Source organism: Nocardioides sp. F233, assembly GCF_057813895.1.
The window spans coordinates 556,510-574,068 of record NZ_JBVASH010000004.1 but is presented as its reverse complement, the minus strand read 5'-3'; the positions used below and the strand labels follow the sequence as shown (position 1 = coordinate 574,068).

Annotated in this window: 18 protein-coding genes; 7 read left to right on the top strand and 11 right to left on the bottom strand. The window is 73.0% G+C overall.

The window, feature by feature from the left end; genetic code table 11:
- Positions 1-9: 9 nt before the first annotated feature.
- Positions 10-1,644, bottom strand: coding sequence for an amidohydrolase (locus ACZYRU_RS18705; RefSeq protein WP_488958597.1), 1,635 nt, complete (start codon positions 1,642-1,644; stop codon positions 10-12).
- Positions 1,641-3,059 (bottom strand): APC family permease, encoded by a 1,419-nt coding sequence (locus ACZYRU_RS18700; RefSeq protein WP_488958596.1) that lies wholly within the window; start codon positions 3,057-3,059, stop codon positions 1,641-1,643. The genes ACZYRU_RS18705 and ACZYRU_RS18700 overlap by 4 nt, the downstream gene beginning before the upstream one ends.
- A gap of 137 nt (positions 3,060-3,196) precedes the next feature.
- Here ACZYRU_RS18700 and ACZYRU_RS18695 point away from each other — a divergent pair, with 137 nt between their 5' ends.
- Positions 3,197-3,484 carry a DUF1330 domain-containing protein gene (locus tag ACZYRU_RS18695; protein WP_488958595.1) on the top strand — a complete coding sequence of 96 codons (288 nt, stop codon included), beginning with the start codon at positions 3,197-3,199 and terminating at the stop codon, positions 3,482-3,484.
- Between the two features lie 11 nt (positions 3,485-3,495).
- Complete coding sequence (locus tag ACZYRU_RS18690; protein ID WP_488958594.1) at positions 3,496-4,452, top strand: MBL fold metallo-hydrolase; 957 nt, start codon at positions 3,496-3,498, stop codon at positions 4,450-4,452.
- 3 nt (positions 4,453-4,455) lie between these two features.
- Here the strand turns inward: ACZYRU_RS18690 and ACZYRU_RS18685 are convergent, their stop codons facing one another.
- From ACZYRU_RS18685 to ACZYRU_RS18660, 6 genes are all read right to left on the bottom strand, one after another.
- A complete protein-coding gene (locus ACZYRU_RS18685) occupies positions 4,456-5,730 on the bottom strand; it encodes a hypothetical protein (protein WP_488958593.1) in 1,275 nt (424 codons plus the stop codon).
- Positions 5,731-5,743: 13 nt separating this feature from the next.
- Positions 5,744-7,051: a hemolysin family protein gene (locus ACZYRU_RS18680; protein ID WP_488958592.1), complete on the bottom strand. Its 1,308-nt coding sequence runs from the start codon at positions 7,049-7,051 to the stop codon at positions 5,744-5,746.
- Positions 7,048-7,506 (bottom strand): rRNA maturation RNase YbeY, encoded by a 459-nt coding sequence (ybeY, locus tag ACZYRU_RS18675; RefSeq protein ID WP_488958591.1) that lies wholly within the window; start codon positions 7,504-7,506, stop codon positions 7,048-7,050. Before ybeY ends, ACZYRU_RS18680 begins: the two co-directional genes overlap by 4 nt.
- A complete protein-coding gene (locus ACZYRU_RS18670) occupies positions 7,503-8,561 on the bottom strand; it encodes a PhoH family protein (RefSeq protein WP_488958590.1) in 1,059 nt (352 codons plus the stop codon). Before ACZYRU_RS18670 ends, ybeY begins: the two co-directional genes overlap by 4 nt.
- Before the next feature lie 124 nt (positions 8,562-8,685).
- Positions 8,686-9,030, bottom strand: coding sequence for an HIT domain-containing protein (locus ACZYRU_RS18665; RefSeq protein WP_179725265.1), 345 nt, complete (start codon positions 9,028-9,030; stop codon positions 8,686-8,688).
- A 33-nt stretch (positions 9,031-9,063) separates the two neighbouring features.
- Positions 9,064-9,927: a hypothetical protein gene (locus tag ACZYRU_RS18660; RefSeq protein WP_488958589.1), complete on the bottom strand. Its 864-nt coding sequence runs from the start codon at positions 9,925-9,927 to the stop codon at positions 9,064-9,066.
- A 106-nt stretch (positions 9,928-10,033) separates the two neighbouring features.
- Here ACZYRU_RS18660 and ACZYRU_RS18655 point away from each other — a divergent pair, with 106 nt between their 5' ends.
- Complete coding sequence (locus tag ACZYRU_RS18655; protein WP_488958588.1) at positions 10,034-10,927, top strand: Gmad2 immunoglobulin-like domain-containing protein; 894 nt, start codon at positions 10,034-10,036, stop codon at positions 10,925-10,927.
- The gene (locus ACZYRU_RS18650) at positions 10,924-11,976 is read left to right on the top strand and encodes a winged helix DNA-binding domain-containing protein (protein ID WP_488958587.1); all 1,053 of its coding nucleotides are present in this window, start codon (positions 10,924-10,926) and stop codon (positions 11,974-11,976) included. Before ACZYRU_RS18655 ends, ACZYRU_RS18650 begins: the two co-directional genes overlap by 4 nt.
- 6 nt (positions 11,977-11,982) lie before the next feature.
- Here the strand turns inward: ACZYRU_RS18650 and ACZYRU_RS18645 are convergent, their stop codons facing one another.
- From ACZYRU_RS18645 to hrcA, 3 genes are read right to left on the bottom strand one after another with little or no spacing between them, the layout of a single operon-like run.
- Complete coding sequence (locus ACZYRU_RS18645) at positions 11,983-12,726, bottom strand: 16S rRNA (uracil(1498)-N(3))-methyltransferase (protein WP_488958586.1); 744 nt, start codon at positions 12,724-12,726, stop codon at positions 11,983-11,985.
- 4 nt (positions 12,727-12,730) lie between these two features.
- A complete protein-coding gene (gene dnaJ, locus ACZYRU_RS18640; protein WP_488958585.1) occupies positions 12,731-13,897 on the bottom strand; it encodes a molecular chaperone DnaJ in 1,167 nt (388 codons plus the stop codon).
- An 11-nt stretch (positions 13,898-13,908) separates the two neighbouring features.
- Complete coding sequence (gene hrcA, locus ACZYRU_RS18635) at positions 13,909-14,943, bottom strand: heat-inducible transcriptional repressor HrcA (RefSeq protein WP_488958584.1); 1,035 nt, start codon at positions 14,941-14,943, stop codon at positions 13,909-13,911.
- A gap of 180 nt (positions 14,944-15,123) precedes the next feature.
- Between hrcA and ACZYRU_RS18630 the strand changes: the two genes are divergently transcribed.
- The 3 genes from ACZYRU_RS18630 (at position 15,124) to ACZYRU_RS18620 (ending at position 17,551) form a co-directional block, all read left to right on the top strand.
- Positions 15,124-15,858, top strand: a complete 735-nt coding sequence (locus ACZYRU_RS18630) for a hypothetical protein (RefSeq protein ID WP_488958583.1) — start codon at positions 15,124-15,126, stop codon at positions 15,856-15,858.
- A 27-nt stretch (positions 15,859-15,885) separates the two neighbouring features.
- The gene (locus ACZYRU_RS18625; RefSeq protein WP_488958582.1) at positions 15,886-16,662 is read left to right on the top strand and encodes an MBL fold metallo-hydrolase; all 777 of its coding nucleotides are present in this window, start codon (positions 15,886-15,888) and stop codon (positions 16,660-16,662) included.
- A gap of 109 nt (positions 16,663-16,771) precedes the next feature.
- Positions 16,772-17,551, top strand: a complete 780-nt coding sequence (locus ACZYRU_RS18620) for an SDR family oxidoreductase (protein ID WP_488958581.1) — start codon at positions 16,772-16,774, stop codon at positions 17,549-17,551.
- The last annotated feature ends 8 nt before the right edge of the window (positions 17,552-17,559 follow it).

Genomic DNA, 17,559 nt, shown 5'->3' with positions numbered 1-17,559 from the left:
CGGCCGAGGTCAGGGTCGGGCCCGGTGCACGGGCTCCCCCGCCACCCAGGTCTCGCGGACGGCGACGGTGGCGAGCTCGGCCGGCGCGACGTCGTACGGATCACGGTCGAGGACGACGAGGTCGGCCAGCTTGCCGGGCTCGAGGGTCCCGCGGTCGCCCTCGGCGTGCACGGACGACGCGCTGCCGATGGTGTACCCGCGGATCGCCTCGTCCACGGTGACGGCCTCCTCGGGCTGCCAGGGCGTGCCGCCGTCGAGCGGGGCCCGGGTGACGGCGCACTGGACGCCGACCATCGGCTCCATCTCGGCGACGTTCCAGTCGCTGGAGAAGGCGAGCACCGCGCCGTGCTCCTGCAGCGAGCGCAGCGGCCAGGCCTGGTGCCAGCGGCCCTCGCCGACTGCCTCGGCCCAGGCATGGCCGGGGCCGGCGATCTCCGGGCTGGCGTGGCGCGGCTGCATGCACGCGACCACGCCGAGCTCGGCGAACCGGGGCAGGTCGGTACGCCGCAGGCACTCGACGTGCACGACCTGGTGGCGGGCGTCCCTCGGGCCGTTGGCGGTGCGGGCCGCCTCGACCGCGTCGAGGACGGTGGTGATACCGCGGTCGCCGGTGGCGTGCACGAAGAGCTGGAAGCCGTCGGCGTCGAGCCGGGTGACCAGGTCGGCGAAGGCGTCGGGGTCGTAGTAGGTGCGGCCGCGGGTGCCGGGCTCGTTGGCGTACGGCTCGTGCAGCGCCGCGGTGTGCGGTTCGACGACGTCGTCGATGTAGAGCTTGAGCGGGCCGACGCGGATCCGGTCGTCGGCGTACGTCGTCGCGAGGGCCTTGAACTCCGCGAGGTCCGCGTCGGTCGTGGTCGGCGGGTGGAACATCGCCAGGACCAGGCGCGGCCCGAGCCGGCCCTCGTCGCGGGCGCGCTCGAACAGGGCGAGGTCGTCGGGCGAGTTCTGCGGCTCGACGACGGTGGTGATGCCGCTGGCGACGGCGAGGTCGAGGCTGGAGAGCAGGCGCTCGTACTGCCGCTCGGTGCTCGCCCACGGCAGCCCGCGCTCCTTCAGGGCGCGCATGCCGGCGCGGGCCAGGCCCTTGACCGCGAAGTCGGCGACGAAGCCGGTCGGCCGGCCCTGGTCGTCGAGCTCGGCGGTGCCGAACGGCTGGTCCGCCTGGGTGACGCCGAGCGCCGCGAGCCCGGCGGTGTTGAGCCACAGCGTGTGGACGTCGTAGCTGAAGACGGCGGCGGGGCGGTCCGGGACGATGGCGTCGAGCATCGCCGCGGTGGGGTGGGCGCCGTCCTCGAGCCCGGCGTAGCCGTAGGCCTCGCCCTCGACCCAGCCGTCGCCCGGGTTGGCCACGCACCAGTCCCGGAGCCGCTCCGCGACCTCGTCGAGGGTCTCGGCACCGGCCAGCTGTGCGCAGGCGGCATCCGAGCCGAGCCGCACGTGGTTGTGGGCGTCGACGAAGCCGGGCAGCACGGTGCGGCCGGCGAGGTCGAGGGTCCGGGCCGCCCGGCGTACGTCGTCCGGAGCGTCGGCGAGGTCGCCCACCCACGCGATCCGGTCGCCGGCGAGAGCGATGCTGTCGACGACCTCGCGGTCACCCGCGAGGGGCCGCACGGTGCCGCCGGTGAGCAGGGTGTCGATGGTCATCGGTCCTCCTTGGCATCGACGACGAAGCGGGTGTCGCGGCGCGGCTGCAGGTAGAGCTGGTCGTAGACGAGGGCGGCGAGCACGATGCCGCCGACGATGACCAGGTCGGCACGTGCGGACTCGAGCAGGGCGTACCCGACCCCGAGGATCACCAGCACCGACGGGAGTGGCCACAGCGGCATCCTCCAGCCGGGGTGCGGCGTACGACGGACCGCGAGGCCGGCCAACGCGAGCAGCAGGTAGACCGCGGAGACGGTCACCGAGGTGACGCCGAGCAGCGACTCGATGTCGACCAGGTAGGCCAGCACCGCACCCGGCAGGCTGATCACGAGCGTCGCGGCAGCCGGCGAGTTGAAGCGCGGGTGCAGGCGGCTGAGTCGCTTGTTGACGGCGTCGGGCCAGGCGCGGTCGCGGGCGGACGCGTAGATGACGCGGCCGTTCTGGAGCACCATCACGATCACCGCGTTGAGGATCGCGACGGCGATGCCGACGCTGATCGCGGCGGAGACCCGCGAGCCGCCCCACGAGGTGACGAAGTCGGGGAAGGTGCCGGTCGCCAGGTCGTGCAGGTCCGCGACGCCGAGCACGGTCGCCGCGGTGGGGACCACGATGATCAGCGACCCGATGAACAGCGAGCCGAAGACGGCGCGGGCGACATTGCGTCGGGGATCGATGATCTCCTCGGCCAGGTAGGACGCGGTGCCGAAACCGTTCGCGACGAACATGGCCACGGCGAGGCCGGAGAGGAGGATGCCGAAGGAGAAGGGTGCGAGGTTCCCGGCGCTGTCGAGCGCCTGGGGGTGCCACAACGTGCTGACGCTGCGCTCGCTGTGCGTGAAGCCGAGGTAGGCGACGACCGCGGCGGCGACGGTCTCGATGGCGAGGAAGGCGCTGGTGACGATCGCGTTGGCCTTGATGTCGAGCACTGCGGTGGCGGTGGCCAGGAGCATGACGACGGCACCCGTGGTGGCGCGGTCGAGGCTGAGGACCGGCGCGAGGTAGTCGGCGGTGCCCAGGGCGATCACCGGCGGGATGACGACGAGCGTCGCGCAGGTCAGCACGAAGGTCAGCCAGCCGAGGCGGCGGCCTAGCGTGTGGGTGACCATCGCGTACTCGCCGCCGGAGCTGGGCGTGCGGGTGCCCAGCTCGGCGTAGCAGGCGCCCACACCGATCGACACCAGGACGCCGGCGAGGATCGTCAGCACCACGCCCGAGCCCTGGGAGGCCAGCAGCGTCGGCACGATGATGAACAGGCTCGATGCCGGGGTGATGCACGAGATCGTGAGCAGGATCGCCGCCTTGACGCCGAGGACGGGCGTCAGGCCGGCGACGGGAGCAGTCAGCTGCTCGACGGGCGCTCCGGGTGAGACGGGTGTGGCGGGCCCGGTGGGCTCGGAGGGGGACACAGCGGTCATCGCAACCTCGACTTTGAACAACGTACAAATGTGACGTCGACCACCGTGACTGAACGGTCAGTCAGGGTCAATGGCCGTCCCACCCACCGGACGTCCCCTCTGCGAGCCGGCGCGGTGTCCTGCGGCAGGATGGGGTCATGCCTGCCTACTGGATCAGCAACTACCGCGCGGTTCGCGACGACGAGAAGATGGCGGCCTACGCCGCTCTGGCCGCTCCGGCGCTGATCGGGGCCGGCGGCCGGTTCCTGGCCCGCGGCCTGCCCGAGCAGGTCTACGAGGCGGGTCTGCAGGAGCGGGTCGTGGTCATCGAGTTCGACAGCGTCGAGGCCGCCGTCGCCGCCCACGACACCCCGGCGTACCAGGACGCTCTGGCCGCGCTGGGTGACGGCGCCGAGCGCGACATCCGGATCGTCCCGGGCGCCTGAGGCGGCCGGGCGTGGGACTGAGTCTGCGGTTGCGGCTGGGGCGCCCCGAGATCGGTCGGTACGCCGACCGGTTCGGACTCCCCCGGGCCACCGAGCAGCCCGGCGGCGGTGTGGACGGACTCGCCGTGACCTTCCTCGGCGTCGCCAGCCTGCTGATCGACGACGGCACCACGGCCGTGCTCACCGACGGCTTCTTCTCGCGTCCCTCGCTCCCCCGCGTCGCGCTCGGCAAGATCGCGCCCGACGAGGCGCGCATCGACGCCACCCTGGCCCGGGCGGGGATCGACCGGGTCACCCTGGTCGCGCCCGTGCACACCCACTTCGACCACGTGATGGACTCCGCCGTCGTCGCACAGCGCACCGGCGCCCGCCTCGTCGGCGGTACCTCGGTCGCCCAGGTCGGCCGCGGCGGCGGACTTCCCGCTGAGCAGGTCGAGGTGGTCGTCCCTGGTGCGCCGATGACCGTCGGCGGTTTCCGGCTGACCTGGGTCGAGGGCGAGCACTGCCCGCCGGACCGGTATCCGGGGACGATCACAGCGCCCGTCGTACCGCCGGTCCGGACCGAGGCGTACCGGTGCGGCGAGGCCTGGTCGATCCTGGTCGAGCACGACAGCGGCCGCACGGCGCTGGTCCAGGGCAGCGCCGGGTTCCGGCCGGGCGCGCTCGCCGGGCACCGGGCCGACGTCGCCTACCTCGGCATCGGCCAGCTGGGCGTGCAGAACCGGGCGTACATCGAGCAGTACTGGGCGGAGACGGTCGAGACCGTCGGCGCCCGGCAGGTCGTGCTGATCCACTGGGACGACTTCTTCCGCCCCCTGGACCGGCCGCTGCGCGCGCTGCCCTACCTCGGGGACGACCTGGACGCGACCATGGACGTGCTCACCCGGCTCGCCGGGGAGCAGGGCGTCGGACTGCACTTCCCGACCGTCTGGACGCGCGAGAACCCGTGGGCGCTGCTCGACCGCTGAGGTTCAGCGATCGACACGGTCACAGGGCAGCACGACCTGCCATCCGGGGAGGTCCGGCGCGACCTGGACCTCGATGTCGCCCTGCATCTCCCCAGCCGCGGCCGAGCACCGGTCGATCAGCTCCGAGGCCGGCGGCCATGGCGGCCCCTGCTCACGGGCCACCGGACCGGGCCGCGCAGCGAGGAGTGCCGAACCCAGCACCATGACCGCCACGCCGGCCGCCACGACCCGCTGGCCGCGGGACCGGGCCAGGTCGAGGGCGAGGAGCGGGACGGCGAACAGGTAGAGGCCCGAGCTGGTGCCGTAGCGGAGCACGCCGCCCGCGCGCCACTGGTCCCCGGTCCAGCCGGCGAACACCAGGGCGTACCCGTTGGCGACGGTGCTGGCGGACCAGAGCAGTCCGGACCCGATCACCAGGCCGAGCGCCGCGGCACGGAGCCCGCGCTCGCCGCGCCGGAGCACGAGACCGGCCGCGACGAGAGCCGGCAGCACGAGCACGACCAACCCCAGCGGTCCGGCGACGTCGACCAGTCGACCTGCAACCTGGCCGTCGTCGGTCCATGCCGCCGCCCCGGCGTGGCCGGCGTACCCCACGACCAGGTCGGGGAGCGAGAAGGCAGCACTGCCCTTGTCGGGGCGTGGGTGGAGCACCGTCGCGACGACCTGAGCCAGCGCTCCTGCGAGGACGCCGGCGCGCGCGATCCAGCGCAGCCGGTCCCGCCAGCCCACCAGCATCAGCGGGACCAGCAGGACGACGACCACCTCGGTCAGGCCGGCCAGCAGGCCTGCGACGGCCCAGGCGATCGCGGCGGCGCGACTGGTCGGGCGGTGCACCACGATCCAGAAGGCCAGCCACAGGCCGAAGCCGTGCAGGTTCGCGAGATTGCCGAGGACCTCGGTCGCGCCGGCCGGCAGCAGGACCGGGGCGAGGGCAACCAGCACCCGGACCCACGGCTGCGCGATGACGTCCTCGGTGAGGAGCCAGGTCAGTGCGCAGACCAGAGCGACCAGGGTGACCGCGGCGAGGGTGATCGCGACGTCCCACTGCCCGGCGGGCACGACGAGGACGATGGCATCGGTCACCAGCCGGGGCACGACGTGGAGGTAGCCGTCGTACGGCCGCCAGGGCGGGGCCCCGGCGATGCTGCCCTGGAGGAAGACAGCGCCGTCCTCGGCCCAGATCCGGCTTCGGGCGGCAGCGGGGACCCGCCACCAGCAGTACGCCGCAGCGACCACCCAGACCAGGAGCGGGACTGCGAACCGACGCAGCAGGGGCACGGCCCGCATCCTGTCAGTCGGCGACAGTGTCGTCCTGCGGAACGCGCGAGATGAGCACGGTGCCGATCTTGTTGCGGCGCCCGGCGGCGTGCTCGGCCTCGAAGCGAAGGCCGTGCGCCTCGACGACCGAGCCGGGGATCGGGACCCGTCCGAGGTGCTTGGCGAGCAGGCCGCCGACGGAGTCGACGTCCTCCTCCTCGATCGTGAAGCCGAAGAGCTCGTCGAGGTCGTCGACCGGGTAGCGCGACGAGACCCGCACCTTGCGCTGGGGGTCGTCGAGGCCGTCGCCGAGGTGCTCGACCTCGACCTCGGCCTCGTCGTACTCGTCGGTGATCTCGCCGACGATCTCCTCGAGCAGGTCCTCGATGGTGATCAGGCCGGCGGTGCCGCCGTACTCGTCGACGACGATGGCGACGTGGAGGCGGCGCAGCTGCATCTCGCGGAGCAGGTCGTCGACCGGCTTGGACTCGGGCACCCAGATGGCCGGTCGCATGACCTCCTCGACCTTCTGGGTGAGCTCGACGTCCGGGGCCTCGAAGTCGCGGCGGACGACGTCCTTGAGGTACGCCATGCCGCGCACGTCGTCGAGGTTGTCGCCGACGACGGGGACGCGGGAGAAGCCGGAACGCAGGAACAGCGACATGGTCTGGCGCAGGTTCTTGTGGCACTCGATGTAGACCACGTCGCCGCGCGGGACCATCACCTCGCGCACGGTGGTGTCGCCGAGCTCGAAGACCGAGTGGATCATCTTGCGCTCGTCGGCCTCGATCAGCTCGGTGGCCTCGGCGATGTCGACGAGCTCGCGCAGCTCGGTCTCGGTCTGGAACGGGCCCTCGCGGAAGCCGCGGCCCGGCGTGATCGCGTTGCCGACCAGGATGAGCAGCCGCGGGATCGGGCCGAGCACGGTGGTGAGCGCGGACAGCGGCCAGGCGCACCAGACGGCGATCGTCTCGGCGTGCTGCCTGCCGACGGTGCGCGGCGCGACGCCGATCACGACGAAGGACACCACGAGCATGATCGCGAGGGCCACGCCGGCACGGGCCCACCAGGAGGAGTCGAGCCGGTCGTCGACGTACAGCGTGACGACGACGATCGCCGCGATCTCGCACAGCAGCTGCAGCAGCAGCGCGGTGTTGAGGTGGCGCGGGGCGTCCTCCAGGACGGCGACGAGGCGCTGCGCGCCGGCACGCCGCTCCCCCACCATCTCCTGCGCGCGGGCGCGCGAGAACCCGGCGAGGGCCGCGTCCGCCGCTGCGAACAGGCCCGCCAGCACCACCAGGACGGCCGCTGCTGCCAGCGGCCAGAGACTGTCGGCGATCATGTGGCCGGCTGGGCCCGCCACTGGGCCAGGAGCTGGTCCTGGAGCCCGAACATCACCTTGTGCTCCTCCGGCTCGGCGTGGTCGTAGCCGAGCAGGTGGAGGATGCCGTGGGTCGTGAGCAGCTCGAGCTCGGCGAGGGTGCCGTGGCCGGCCGCCTCACCCTGACGCTCGGCCACCGCCGGGCACAGCACGAGGTCGCCGAGGACGCCCTCCTCGGGCTCCTCGTTGACCAGGCCGGGCCGCAGCTCGTCCATGGGGAAGGCGAGCACGTCGGTCGGGCCCTCCTTCTCCATCCACCTCTCGTTGAGCTCGGCGATGGTGTCCTCGTCGACCGCCTTGATGCACAGCTCGGCGAGCGGGTGGACGCGCATCTGGTCCATCACGAAGCGCGCCAGCTGGGAGAAGTGCTTCACGTCGAGCCCGCTGCCGGACTCGTCGAGGATCTCGATCGTCACTCCTGGTCGCCCTTCTTGACGGCCTTCCTGGCCACCTTCTGCGATTCCTTGATGGCATCGAACTCGTCGTACGCCGCCACGATCCGCGCCACGAGCTGGTGGCGGACGACGTCGTGGCTGGTGAGCCGCACGAACGCGAGGTCCTCGACACCGTCGAGGATCTTCTCCACGATCCGCAGGCCCGAGGTGGTGCCCGACGGCAGGTCGACCTGGGTGACGTCACCGGTCACCACGATCTTGGAGCCGAACCCGAGCCGGGTGAGGAACATCTTCATCTGCTCCGGCGTGGTGTTCTGCGCCTCGTCGAGGATGATGAAGGAGTCGTTGAGCGAGCGGCCGCGCATGTAGGCCAGCGGCGCGACCTCGATGGTCCCGGCGGCCAGCAGCTTGGGCACGGACTCGGGGTCGAGCATGTCGTGCAGCGCGTCGTACAGCGGGCGCAGGTAGGGGTCGATCTTCTCGCTGAGCGTGCCGGGCAGGTAGCCCAGCCGCTCGCCGGCCTCGACCGCCGGGCGGGTGAGGATGATCCGGTTGACCTGCTTGGCCTGCAGTGCCTGCACGGCCTTGGCCATGGCGAGGTAGGTCTTGCCGGTGCCGGCGGGGCCGATACCGAAGGTGATCGTGTGCTTGTCGATGGTCTCGACGTAGCGCTTCTGGTTGAGCGTCTTGGGCCGGATGGAGCGGCCACGGTTGCTCAGGATGTTGAGCGAGAGGATGTCGGCCGGCCGCTCGGAGGTCGCGGTCTGCACCCGCAGCATCGCCTCGACACGCTGGACGACCTCGGCGGTGATGCCCTGGCCGGTGCGCAGGATGGCCACCAGCTCGTCGATGAGCTTCTCGGCCAGCTCGATCTCGTGGACGTCACCGGCCAGCGTGATCCGGTTGCCGCGGACGTGGACGGTGATGCCGAACCGCTTCTCGATGATGCCGAGGTGCTCGTCACCGGGACCGAACAGGGTGACCATGTCGATGCTGTTGGGCACGACCACCGTGTGACGGGTGGGTGCCGCGGGCGTGACGGCGGCGGTGGCGGCGTGAGGGAGTGAGTCGGTCATGGATGCCCGAGGACGGGCGGCCTTTCAGGTACGACGATGCGGCCCCACCATGGTACGTGGCGGGGCGCCGCGACGCCCACTCGTTTGCGGGACCGTCACCAGAGCTCTCAGCCCGGATCCAGGCTCAGCCCGGGGGCCAGCCCATGGGACGGCCGGCGAGCACGTGGCAGTGGGTGTGGAAGACCGTCTGCCCGACGCCGGCGCCGGTGTTGAAGACGAGCCGGTAGTCGTCGTACCCCTCACCGGTGGCGACGGTGCGCGCCGTGGTGGCGATCTCGGCGAACATCGACGCGTCGGCGGTGGCCGATGCGGCGGCGTTCGGCTCGTGGTCGCGCGGCACGACGAGGACGTGCAGCGGCGCCTGCGGGTTGATGTCACGGAAGGCGACCGTGCGCTCGCCGGTGTGGACGATCTCGGCCGGGATGTCACCGGCGACGATCTTGCAGAACAGGCAGTCGGGATCCGTCACGGGCACCACCCTAGGACGTCGCCCGGGCCCGGCTCACCACTCCCACCGCACGCCGAGGCATCCGGGGCCGAAGGCCGTCTGGCGGTAGTGCACGCTGCTGCCACCGGCGAGGTCGGCCGGCCACTCGTGGCTCAGTCCGCCCTCGGCGAAGTACACCCAGCACCGCGCCGGGAGCCGATCGGGGTGGAAGCGCACCCAGACCAACGCCTCCTCGAGCCGCTGCTCGGCCGCCAGCGCGTAGTCGGTCTCGAGGTCGAGTCCCTCGGTCCGGGCCTCGATCTCCGTCACCGTGGACTCCCCCAGCGCGAGCGGGCGCTCGAAGACCAGCCTGGAGCCGCGGATGCCGTTCTCCAGGTCGTGCGTCTCCTCGATGGTGCACCCCGCGACCGGGGTCATCACCACCGCGTTCTCCTGGGTCCCGACGTCCGGGCCGACGAAGAGGGTCACCCCGTCGACGCCGTCCCGGTCGGCCACGACGACCTGCCGCACCCGGGCGCGCACGATCTCGCCCCGCGCCCCGACGTCGACGACGAGGTGGGAGGACACCCGGCACACGTCCTCCTCGCCGATCACCGCGTCGCCCGCCGGATCGCCGAGCAGCTCGTCGAACGGCTTGACTGGGCCGACGCGGCGCCGCGACCGGCCGGACAGCCGCCTGCTCAGCGCCCCCTCCTCGAGTCCGAGCAGTGCCTCGAGCTCCGGGACCGCGTCGAGCGACGTGACCCGCTCGGGCTCGCGCTGCCCGGAGCGCCAGTACGACAGGGCCGTGAGCGACACCGGGTGACCGCGCCCGGCGAGCCGGTCGCGCAGGTGCGTCAGCGTCACGCCACGCCTCTCCATCGCCGCGCCCAGGGCGTCGGCGAAGGTGGTCGGAGCGGTTCCGGGACGATCTCCCACGCCGCTCATGGTGCAACACCCCGCCGGTGCCGCACGGTCAGCGACACGTCGACACGCGGGCCGGCGTCCTCCGCCGAGTGTCCGTGGCATCGGGGAGGATCGAGGCATGACCTTCCCCCGCACCCTCGCCGCCGCCGGCGCCGTCCTCGCCCTGGGCGTGCTGGCCGGCTGCGGAGACGACGAGCCCGCCGACAAGCCGACCCCCAGCGCGGCCCCGTCCGACGTCACGACCGAGAGCGGCTCGGCCACGGCGTCCGCGACCGGCACCCCGAGTGACGAGGCGTCGGCGGTGCCGGCGTACTACGTCGGCACGACGCCGCAGGGCGACCGGCTCTATCGCGAGTTCATCCAGGTCGCCGGCGCCGACCGCCTCGTCGCGACCGCCGCCGCGATCACCAGCGGCGACCCGGTCGACCCCGACTACCGCACGCTGTGGCCCCAGGGCCGGTTCGCGTCGGTCACCAAGACCGCGGACGCGATCGAGGTCGGGCTGGCCGACGACGCGTGGCTCACGGCCGGCTCGCTGCAGCCCGCGGAGGCGAAGCTCGCTGTCCAGCAGCTCGTCTACTCCCTGCAGGGCGTGATCGGCGAGCGTCTCCCCGTCCGCGTGACGTACGACGGCAAGCCGGCCACCACCCTGCTCGGCGTCCCCGTCGGCGACGGCCTCACCGCCGCCCCCGAGCTCGACGTGCTCGCCCTGGTCAACGTCACCGAGCCCGCGCAGGGCAGCGTCGTCAGCGGCACCTTCACCGCCTCCGGTCGCGCCAGCTCGTTCGAGGCGACGGTGCCGTGGGAGATCCAGGACTCCTCCGGCAAGGTCGTGCTCGAGAGCTCCGCGATGGCCGACGGCTGGACCGACAAGCTCTACCCGTGGACCACCGAGGTCGACGTGAGCGAGCTGCCGCCCGGCAGCTACACCTTCATCGCCCGCACCGACGACCCGTCGGGCGGCGAGGGCGGCGGCCCGACCGAGGACACCAAGGGGATCACGATCAAGTGAGGTTCACCCGGCTCCGGCTGAACCGGACCCTGCTGCTGCGCCAGCACCTCCTCGAGCGGGTCACGATGGAACCGGCCGCGATGGTCGAGCACCTGGTCGGCCTGCAGGCGCAGGAGCCGCTGCCGCCGTACCTCTCCCTGGCGGCGCGGCTCACCGACGTCGACCCGTGGCAGGTGAGCACGGCGATCGAGGACCGCTCGCTGGTGCGGGTCCTCAGCCTGCGCGACACCGTCCACCTGCACCTGCCGGCCGACGCGGTGTCGCTGCCGGTGTGGGCGGCGCCGGTGCGCGAGCGCGAGATGAAGGTCAGCCAGACGATCGGTACGGCGCGCGAGGTCGACCGCGCAGCGTTCTCGGCCGCGGTGCAGGAGGTCCTCGCCGGCGGTCCGCTCCCCCAGCGCCAGCTCGGCGCGGCGCTGGCCGAGCGGTTCCCGGCGTACACCGCGACCCAGCTGGGCCAGGTCGCGCGGGTCGCCGAGGTGCTGGTCCAGCTCCCGCCGCGCGGCTGCTGGAAGCCGACCGGGTCGACCGCGGTCGCCTACGACCACGCCGACCGCTGGACCGGCCTCCCGCTGGCCGAGCCGGACGTGCCCGCGATCGTGCGCCGCTACCTCACCGCGTTCGGCCCCGGCACCGCCGCGGACGTGACGGCGTGGTCCGGGATCACCCGGCTGGGACCTGTCGTCAAGGCGATGGACGACCTCGAGGTGCACGAGGACGAGGACGGCAAGGTCCTCTACGACGTCGCCGGCGCGCCCGTCGCCGACGAGGAGACGCCCGCACCGGTGCGGCTGCTCGGCAACTACGACAACGTCTGGCTCTCCCACGCCGGCCGCGATCGGGTCACCGCACCCGAGCACCGCCGGCTGTGGATGGGCGTCAACGGCGCCCAGGCGCTGTCGATCTACGCCAACGGCTGGCTGGCCGGACTGTGGCGGATCGAGGACGGCCGGGTCGCGGTCGTCGAGCTGGTCCGGGAGCTGACCCGGGCCGAGCGGGCCGGGCTGGACGACGAGATCGCGCGGGTCGAGGCTCTGCTCGCCCGCTGAGCTGCGTCAGGCTCCCCAGCGTGGGGTCCGCGACAGCAGCGCAGCGACGGCGGCGACCCCGGCGGTGGAGGTGCGCAGCACCTCGGACCCGAGCCGGACGGCGACCGCACCGTGCTCCACGAACCGGCCGACCTCCTCCTCGGTCAGCCCGCCCTCGGGACCCACGACGACCAGCAGGTCGCCGTCGGCGGGCAGGGCGAGCGCGCCGAGCGGCTCCGCGGCGTCCTCGTGGAGCACGATCGCGACGTCGACCGAGGCGATCAGGTCGGCGACCTCGTCGGTCGCGGCCAGCGGCAGCACCGACGGGTGCCACGCGCGGCGGGCCTGCTTGGCGGCCTCGCGGGCGGTGGCCTGCCACTTCGCGTGCGACTTGGTGGCGCGCTCGCCCTTCCAGACCGCGACGCTGCGGGCCGCGGCCCACGGGACGATCCGGGCGACGCCGATCTCGGTGAGCACCTCGACGGCGAGCTCACCGCGCTCGCCCTTCGGCAACGCCTGGACGACGGTCACCGACGGCCGGGGCTCGGGGTGGTCCTCGACCTCGCCCACGACGACCGTGAACGCTCGCTTGGCGGTCTCCGTCACCTCGCCGGTCGCGACCAGGCCGAGCCCGTCGGCAAGCAGCAGCTGCTCCCCCACCCGCAGCCGACGTACGACGACCGCGTGGTGCGCCTCGTCGCCCTCGACGGTGACGGCGTCACCCGCGCGCACGCCGTCGAGCGTCGGCACGAGGTGCTGGGGAAGCGTCATCTGCTCAGTGCGTGGTGAACGCGTCGCGGAGCCGGCCGAACATCGACTTGTGCGCCGGTCGGACGTCGCCGGTCGGCTGCTCCTCGCCGCGGATCGCGGCCAGCTCGCGCAGCAGCTCCTCCTGGCGCGGGTCGAGCCGGGTCGGGGTGTCGACGGCGATGGTGACGGCGAGGTCGCCGCGTCCGCCACGCAGGCCGGGGACGCCGCGGCCGCGGAGAAGGACCTGGTGGCCGGACTGCGTGCCGGTCGGGACCTGCAGGTCGAAGGACCGCTCGACGTCGGCGCTCTCGTCGAGGTCGGCCTCGAGCGTGGGCAGCTCGATCGTCGTACCGAGGGCAGCGGCGGTCATCGGCACCGACACCGTGCAGTGCAGGTCGCTGCCGTGGCGCTCGAAGACCTCGTGGGGCGCGACGTGGATCTCGACGTACAGGTCGCCGGCGGGGCCGCCGCCCGGCCCGACCTCGCCCTGCTCGCTGAGCTGGACGCGGGTGCCGTTGTCGACGCCCGCGGGGATCTTGACGGTGAGGGTACGACGCGAGCGGACCCGCCCGTCGCCCGCGCACTCGCGGCACGGGTCGGGGATCACGGTGCCGAAGCCGCGGCAGGCCGCGCACGGGCGCAGGGTGCGGATCTCGCCGAGGAAGGAGCGCTGGACGTGGGCGACCTCGCCGTGGCCGTGGCAGGTCTCGCACGGCACCGGGTGGCTGCCGGGCGCGGCGCCCTCGCCGTCGCAGGTGGTGCAGCGCACCGCGGTGTCGACCTTGAGCTCGCGGGAGACGCCGAACGCGGCCTCGGCGAGCTCGACCTCGATCCGGATCAGGGCGTCCTGGCCGCGACGCACGCGCGGGCGGGGACCGCGGCCGCCACCGGCGGCGCCGCCGCCCTGGCCGCCGAAGAAGGCGTCCATGATGTCGGTGAAGGAGAAGCCCGCACCCTGGCCGCCACCGAAGCCGCCGCCGAACGGGTCGCCGCCGCGGTCGTAGGCCGCCCGCTTCTGCGGGTCGGACAGCACCTCATAGGCGGCGGTGACCTGCTTGAACCGCTCCTGGCTCTCCGGGTCGGGGTTGACGTCCGGGTGGAGCTGGCGGGCGAGCTTGCGGTACGCCTTCTTGATCGTGTCGGCGTCCGCGTCACGGCCGACGCCCAGCAGCTCGTAGGGGTCCTGGCTCACTTCTCTTCTTCTCAGCTCTCGTCGAGGATGCGGGAGACGTAGCGCGCCACGGCACGCACCGCCGCCATCGTTCCGGGGTAGTCCATGCGGGTGGGGCCGACGATCCCGAGCGCGGCCAACGCGTCGTCGGGGCCGTAGCCGGTGGCGACGACGCTGGTGGAGGCCAGGTTCTCGTACGGCCCCTCGGCGCCGATCCGCACCGTCACCGCGCCGCCGGTCTGCGCCTCGCCGAGCAGCTTGAGGAGCACGACCTGCTCCTCGAGCGCCTCGAGCAGCGGGCGGACCGAGGTCTCGAAGCTGTCGCCGAACCGGGCCAGGTTCGCCGTACCGCCGACGACGACGCGCTCGTCGGAGCGGTGGTCGCTCATCGCCTCGACCAGGGTGTCGACGACCGCGGTCGTGGCGGGCGAGGCGGCCGGGGCGCGGCCCTCGGCGCCGTCGGCCCGGACCAGCGCGTGGAGCGCGGTGGCGGCGTCGGCGATCACCTCGCCGGTGGCGGCGAGGTTGATCCGCGAGCGCAGGGTGGCGAGCTCGTCCTCGCTGATGTCGGCGTCGAGCTCGACCAGGCGCTGCTCGACGCGGCCCGAGCTCAGGATGAGCACCAGCAGCAGCCGCACCGGGGTGAGCGCCACGACCTCGATGTGGCGCACGGTCGAGCGCGAGAGCGTGGGGTACTGCACGACGGCGACCTGCCGGGTCAGCTGCGCGAGCAGCCGGACCGAGCGGTGCACGACGTCGTCGAGGTCGACCGCCCCCTCCAGGAAGCCCGCGATCGCGCGGCGCTCGGCCTGGGTGGTCGGCTTGACCGTGGAGAGCCGGTCGACGAAGAGCCGGTAGCCCTTGTCGGTCGGCACCCGCCCGGCGCTGGTGTGCGGCTGGTGGAGGTAGCCCTCCTCCTCGAGCGCCGCCATGTCGTTGCGGATCGTGGCCGGCGAGACGTTGAGGTGGTGGCGCTCGACGAGCGCCTTGGAGCCGACCGGCTCCTCGGTCGAGACGTAGTCCTCGACGATCGCACGCAGCACGGCGAGCCTGCGCTCCTCCTGCATGCCCACCTCCTCAACGTTGCCGAGCCCCGGTGGAACTTGGCACTCCACCGCTGGGAGTGCCAATCCTAGCCCTGACCCGGTCGAATCCCCGGACCCGCGGGACACGCCCTTCCCTCCCTTTCGCGATTCAGATAGGTTAGGCTCACCTAATCTTATCGTCCCGAACTGCAAGGAGCGGACATGACGCTCGACCCCGGTCTCGACGTACGCCGCCTCGCCGCCGCGGCGCGCAGCATCCTCGCCTGCCCGCTCGAGGTGCAGCTGGTTGTCGACGGCCTCGACGACGTGACCGCCGGGCTCGACGACGGCGGGCTCGAGATGCAGGACCACGGCGGCCGCCCGGTGCTCAGCTGCCCCGCCGGCTCCGCCCTCGCGATCGCGGCGACCGATGGCCGCGGCGCCCTCCTGACCGTCACCAGCGGCCTCGGCAGCCCCGACTCCCCCGACCGGGACGCCACGCTCACCCTGTCCGGGCGCCTCGACGCGCTCGGGCTCGAGCAGTGCGAGTGCTGCGACGAGATCCGGATGCGGATCGGCGTCGAGCTCGACTTCGCCCTGCTCGCCCGGGCCAGCGCACCGGACGACGCCCCCGACGAGACCCGCGTCCGGGTCCCGCTCGCGGCGTACGCCTCCCCCGAGCACGACCTCAACCGCGGCTTCCTCCAACGCTCGACCGAGCACGCCAACCACTGCCACCAGGACGAGCTGCGCCGCGCCGTCGCGTCGATGACGCAGACCCGCCTCGGCGAGGTGGTCGGCGTGCAGCTCACCGGGCTGCACCCCGAGGGCGTCGAGGTGCGCTGGGTCGACCTCACCGGCGCGCACCGCAGCGTCCTCCGCTTCGCCCACTCCGCCACGTCCACCCACGACCTGGGCGAGCTGCTGCGCACGGAGCTGCACGCCGGGCTCTGCTGATCGTCACCTGATCGCTACGGTGGACGGGTGCCGTTCACCGAGGTCGCGGACCGGGTCTGGGTCCGCCGCGTTCCGTCGTACGACGTCAACCTGGTCGCCGTCGGGGGCGAGCGCGGCCTCGTCGTCGTCGACACCCTGGCGACCGCCGCCGAGGCCCGCGCCGCCATCGCCGCGATCGGCGACCTGCGCGCCGGGCCGGTCGTCGCGGTCGTCAACACGCACGACCACTTCGACCACGTGCTCGGCAACGCGACCTTCAAGGCGCGCTACGAAGACCTGCCGGTCCACGCGACCGACGAGGCCGCCGCCCGGACCGACCCCGCCGCACCACCGGCCGACCACACCTTCTCCAGCGCCACCGTCATCGACCTCGGCGACCGTCAGCTCGAGCTCGTGCACCCCGGCCGCGGCCACACCGCCGGCGACCTCGTGGTCCGGGTCCCCGACGCCGACGTGCTGCTCGCCGGCGACCTCGTCGAAGAGTCCGCTCCCCCGTCGATCGGCAGCGATTCCTGGCCGATGGACTGGCCGCAGACCCTCGACCTCGTCCTGGGCCTGACCACGCCCGCGACGGTCGTCGTCCCCGGGCACGGCGGCATCGTCGACCGGCGCTTCGTCGAAGACCAGTGCGACGACCTGCGCGCCGTCGCCGAGACGATCCGCGAGCTCGCCGCCCGCGGCGTACCCGAGGCCGAGGCGCTCGCGTCGGCCGACTGGCCGTTCCCCGTCGAGGCGCTGCACCACGCGATCGGGCGGGGGTACGCGCAACTGCCCCCCGCACGGCGCCAGCTCCCACTGGCCTGAGTCCGTTCGCGCAGACCGGACCAGGCCTGCGCGGAACGGATAGTCGGCACCTGCGCGACCTCCCTAGCGTCCCCTCCCAATCTCATCCGAGACACAGGAGGCAGGAACCATGGGAGCACTCGACGGCCGCACGGCCATCGTGACCGGCGGCTCGACCCTGATCGGGCACGGCGTCGTCACCGCACTTGCCCGGGCCGGCGCGCGGGTCGTCGTCGCCGACCTCGACGCGGACGGCGCCGCGCACCTCGTCGGAGGCTCGGTCGCCTTCCGACGCACCGACGTCACCGACGACGTCGACGTCGCGGCGCTGGTGCGGGAGACCGCCGAGCGCCACGGTGGCATCGACGTCGTCGTCAACCTGGCCAGCGTCTACCTGGACGACGGACCGGACACCTCGCGGGCCGACTGGCTCACCGCGCTGGACGTCAACGTGGTGTCGATGGTGGCCGTCGTCCAGGCCGCCCTTCCCTGGCTGCGCGCCAGTCGGCACGCAGCCGTGGTCAACTTCGGCTCGGTGTCCTCGAAGGTCGCCCAGCCCGGGCGGTGGACCTATCCGGCGAGCAAGGCTGCCGTCGTCCAGCTGACCCGGAGCATGGCGCTCGACCTCGCCGCCGACGGCATCCGGGTCAACTCCGTCAGCCCGGGCTGGACCTGGTCCAAGGTCATGGACCAGCTCTCGGGTGGGGATCGCGCCAGGACCGACGCCGTCGCGGCGCCCTTCCACCTCACCGGGCGCGTCGCCGACCCGGCCGAGGTCGGCGAGGTCGTCGCGTTCCTGGTCTCCGACGCGGCGTCGGTGGTCACCGGCGCCGACTGGGCGGTCGACGGCGGCTACTCCGCGCTCGGCCCCGAGCAGACCGTGCCCGCGATCCCGCTGCTGAAGGCGTGAGGAGACGA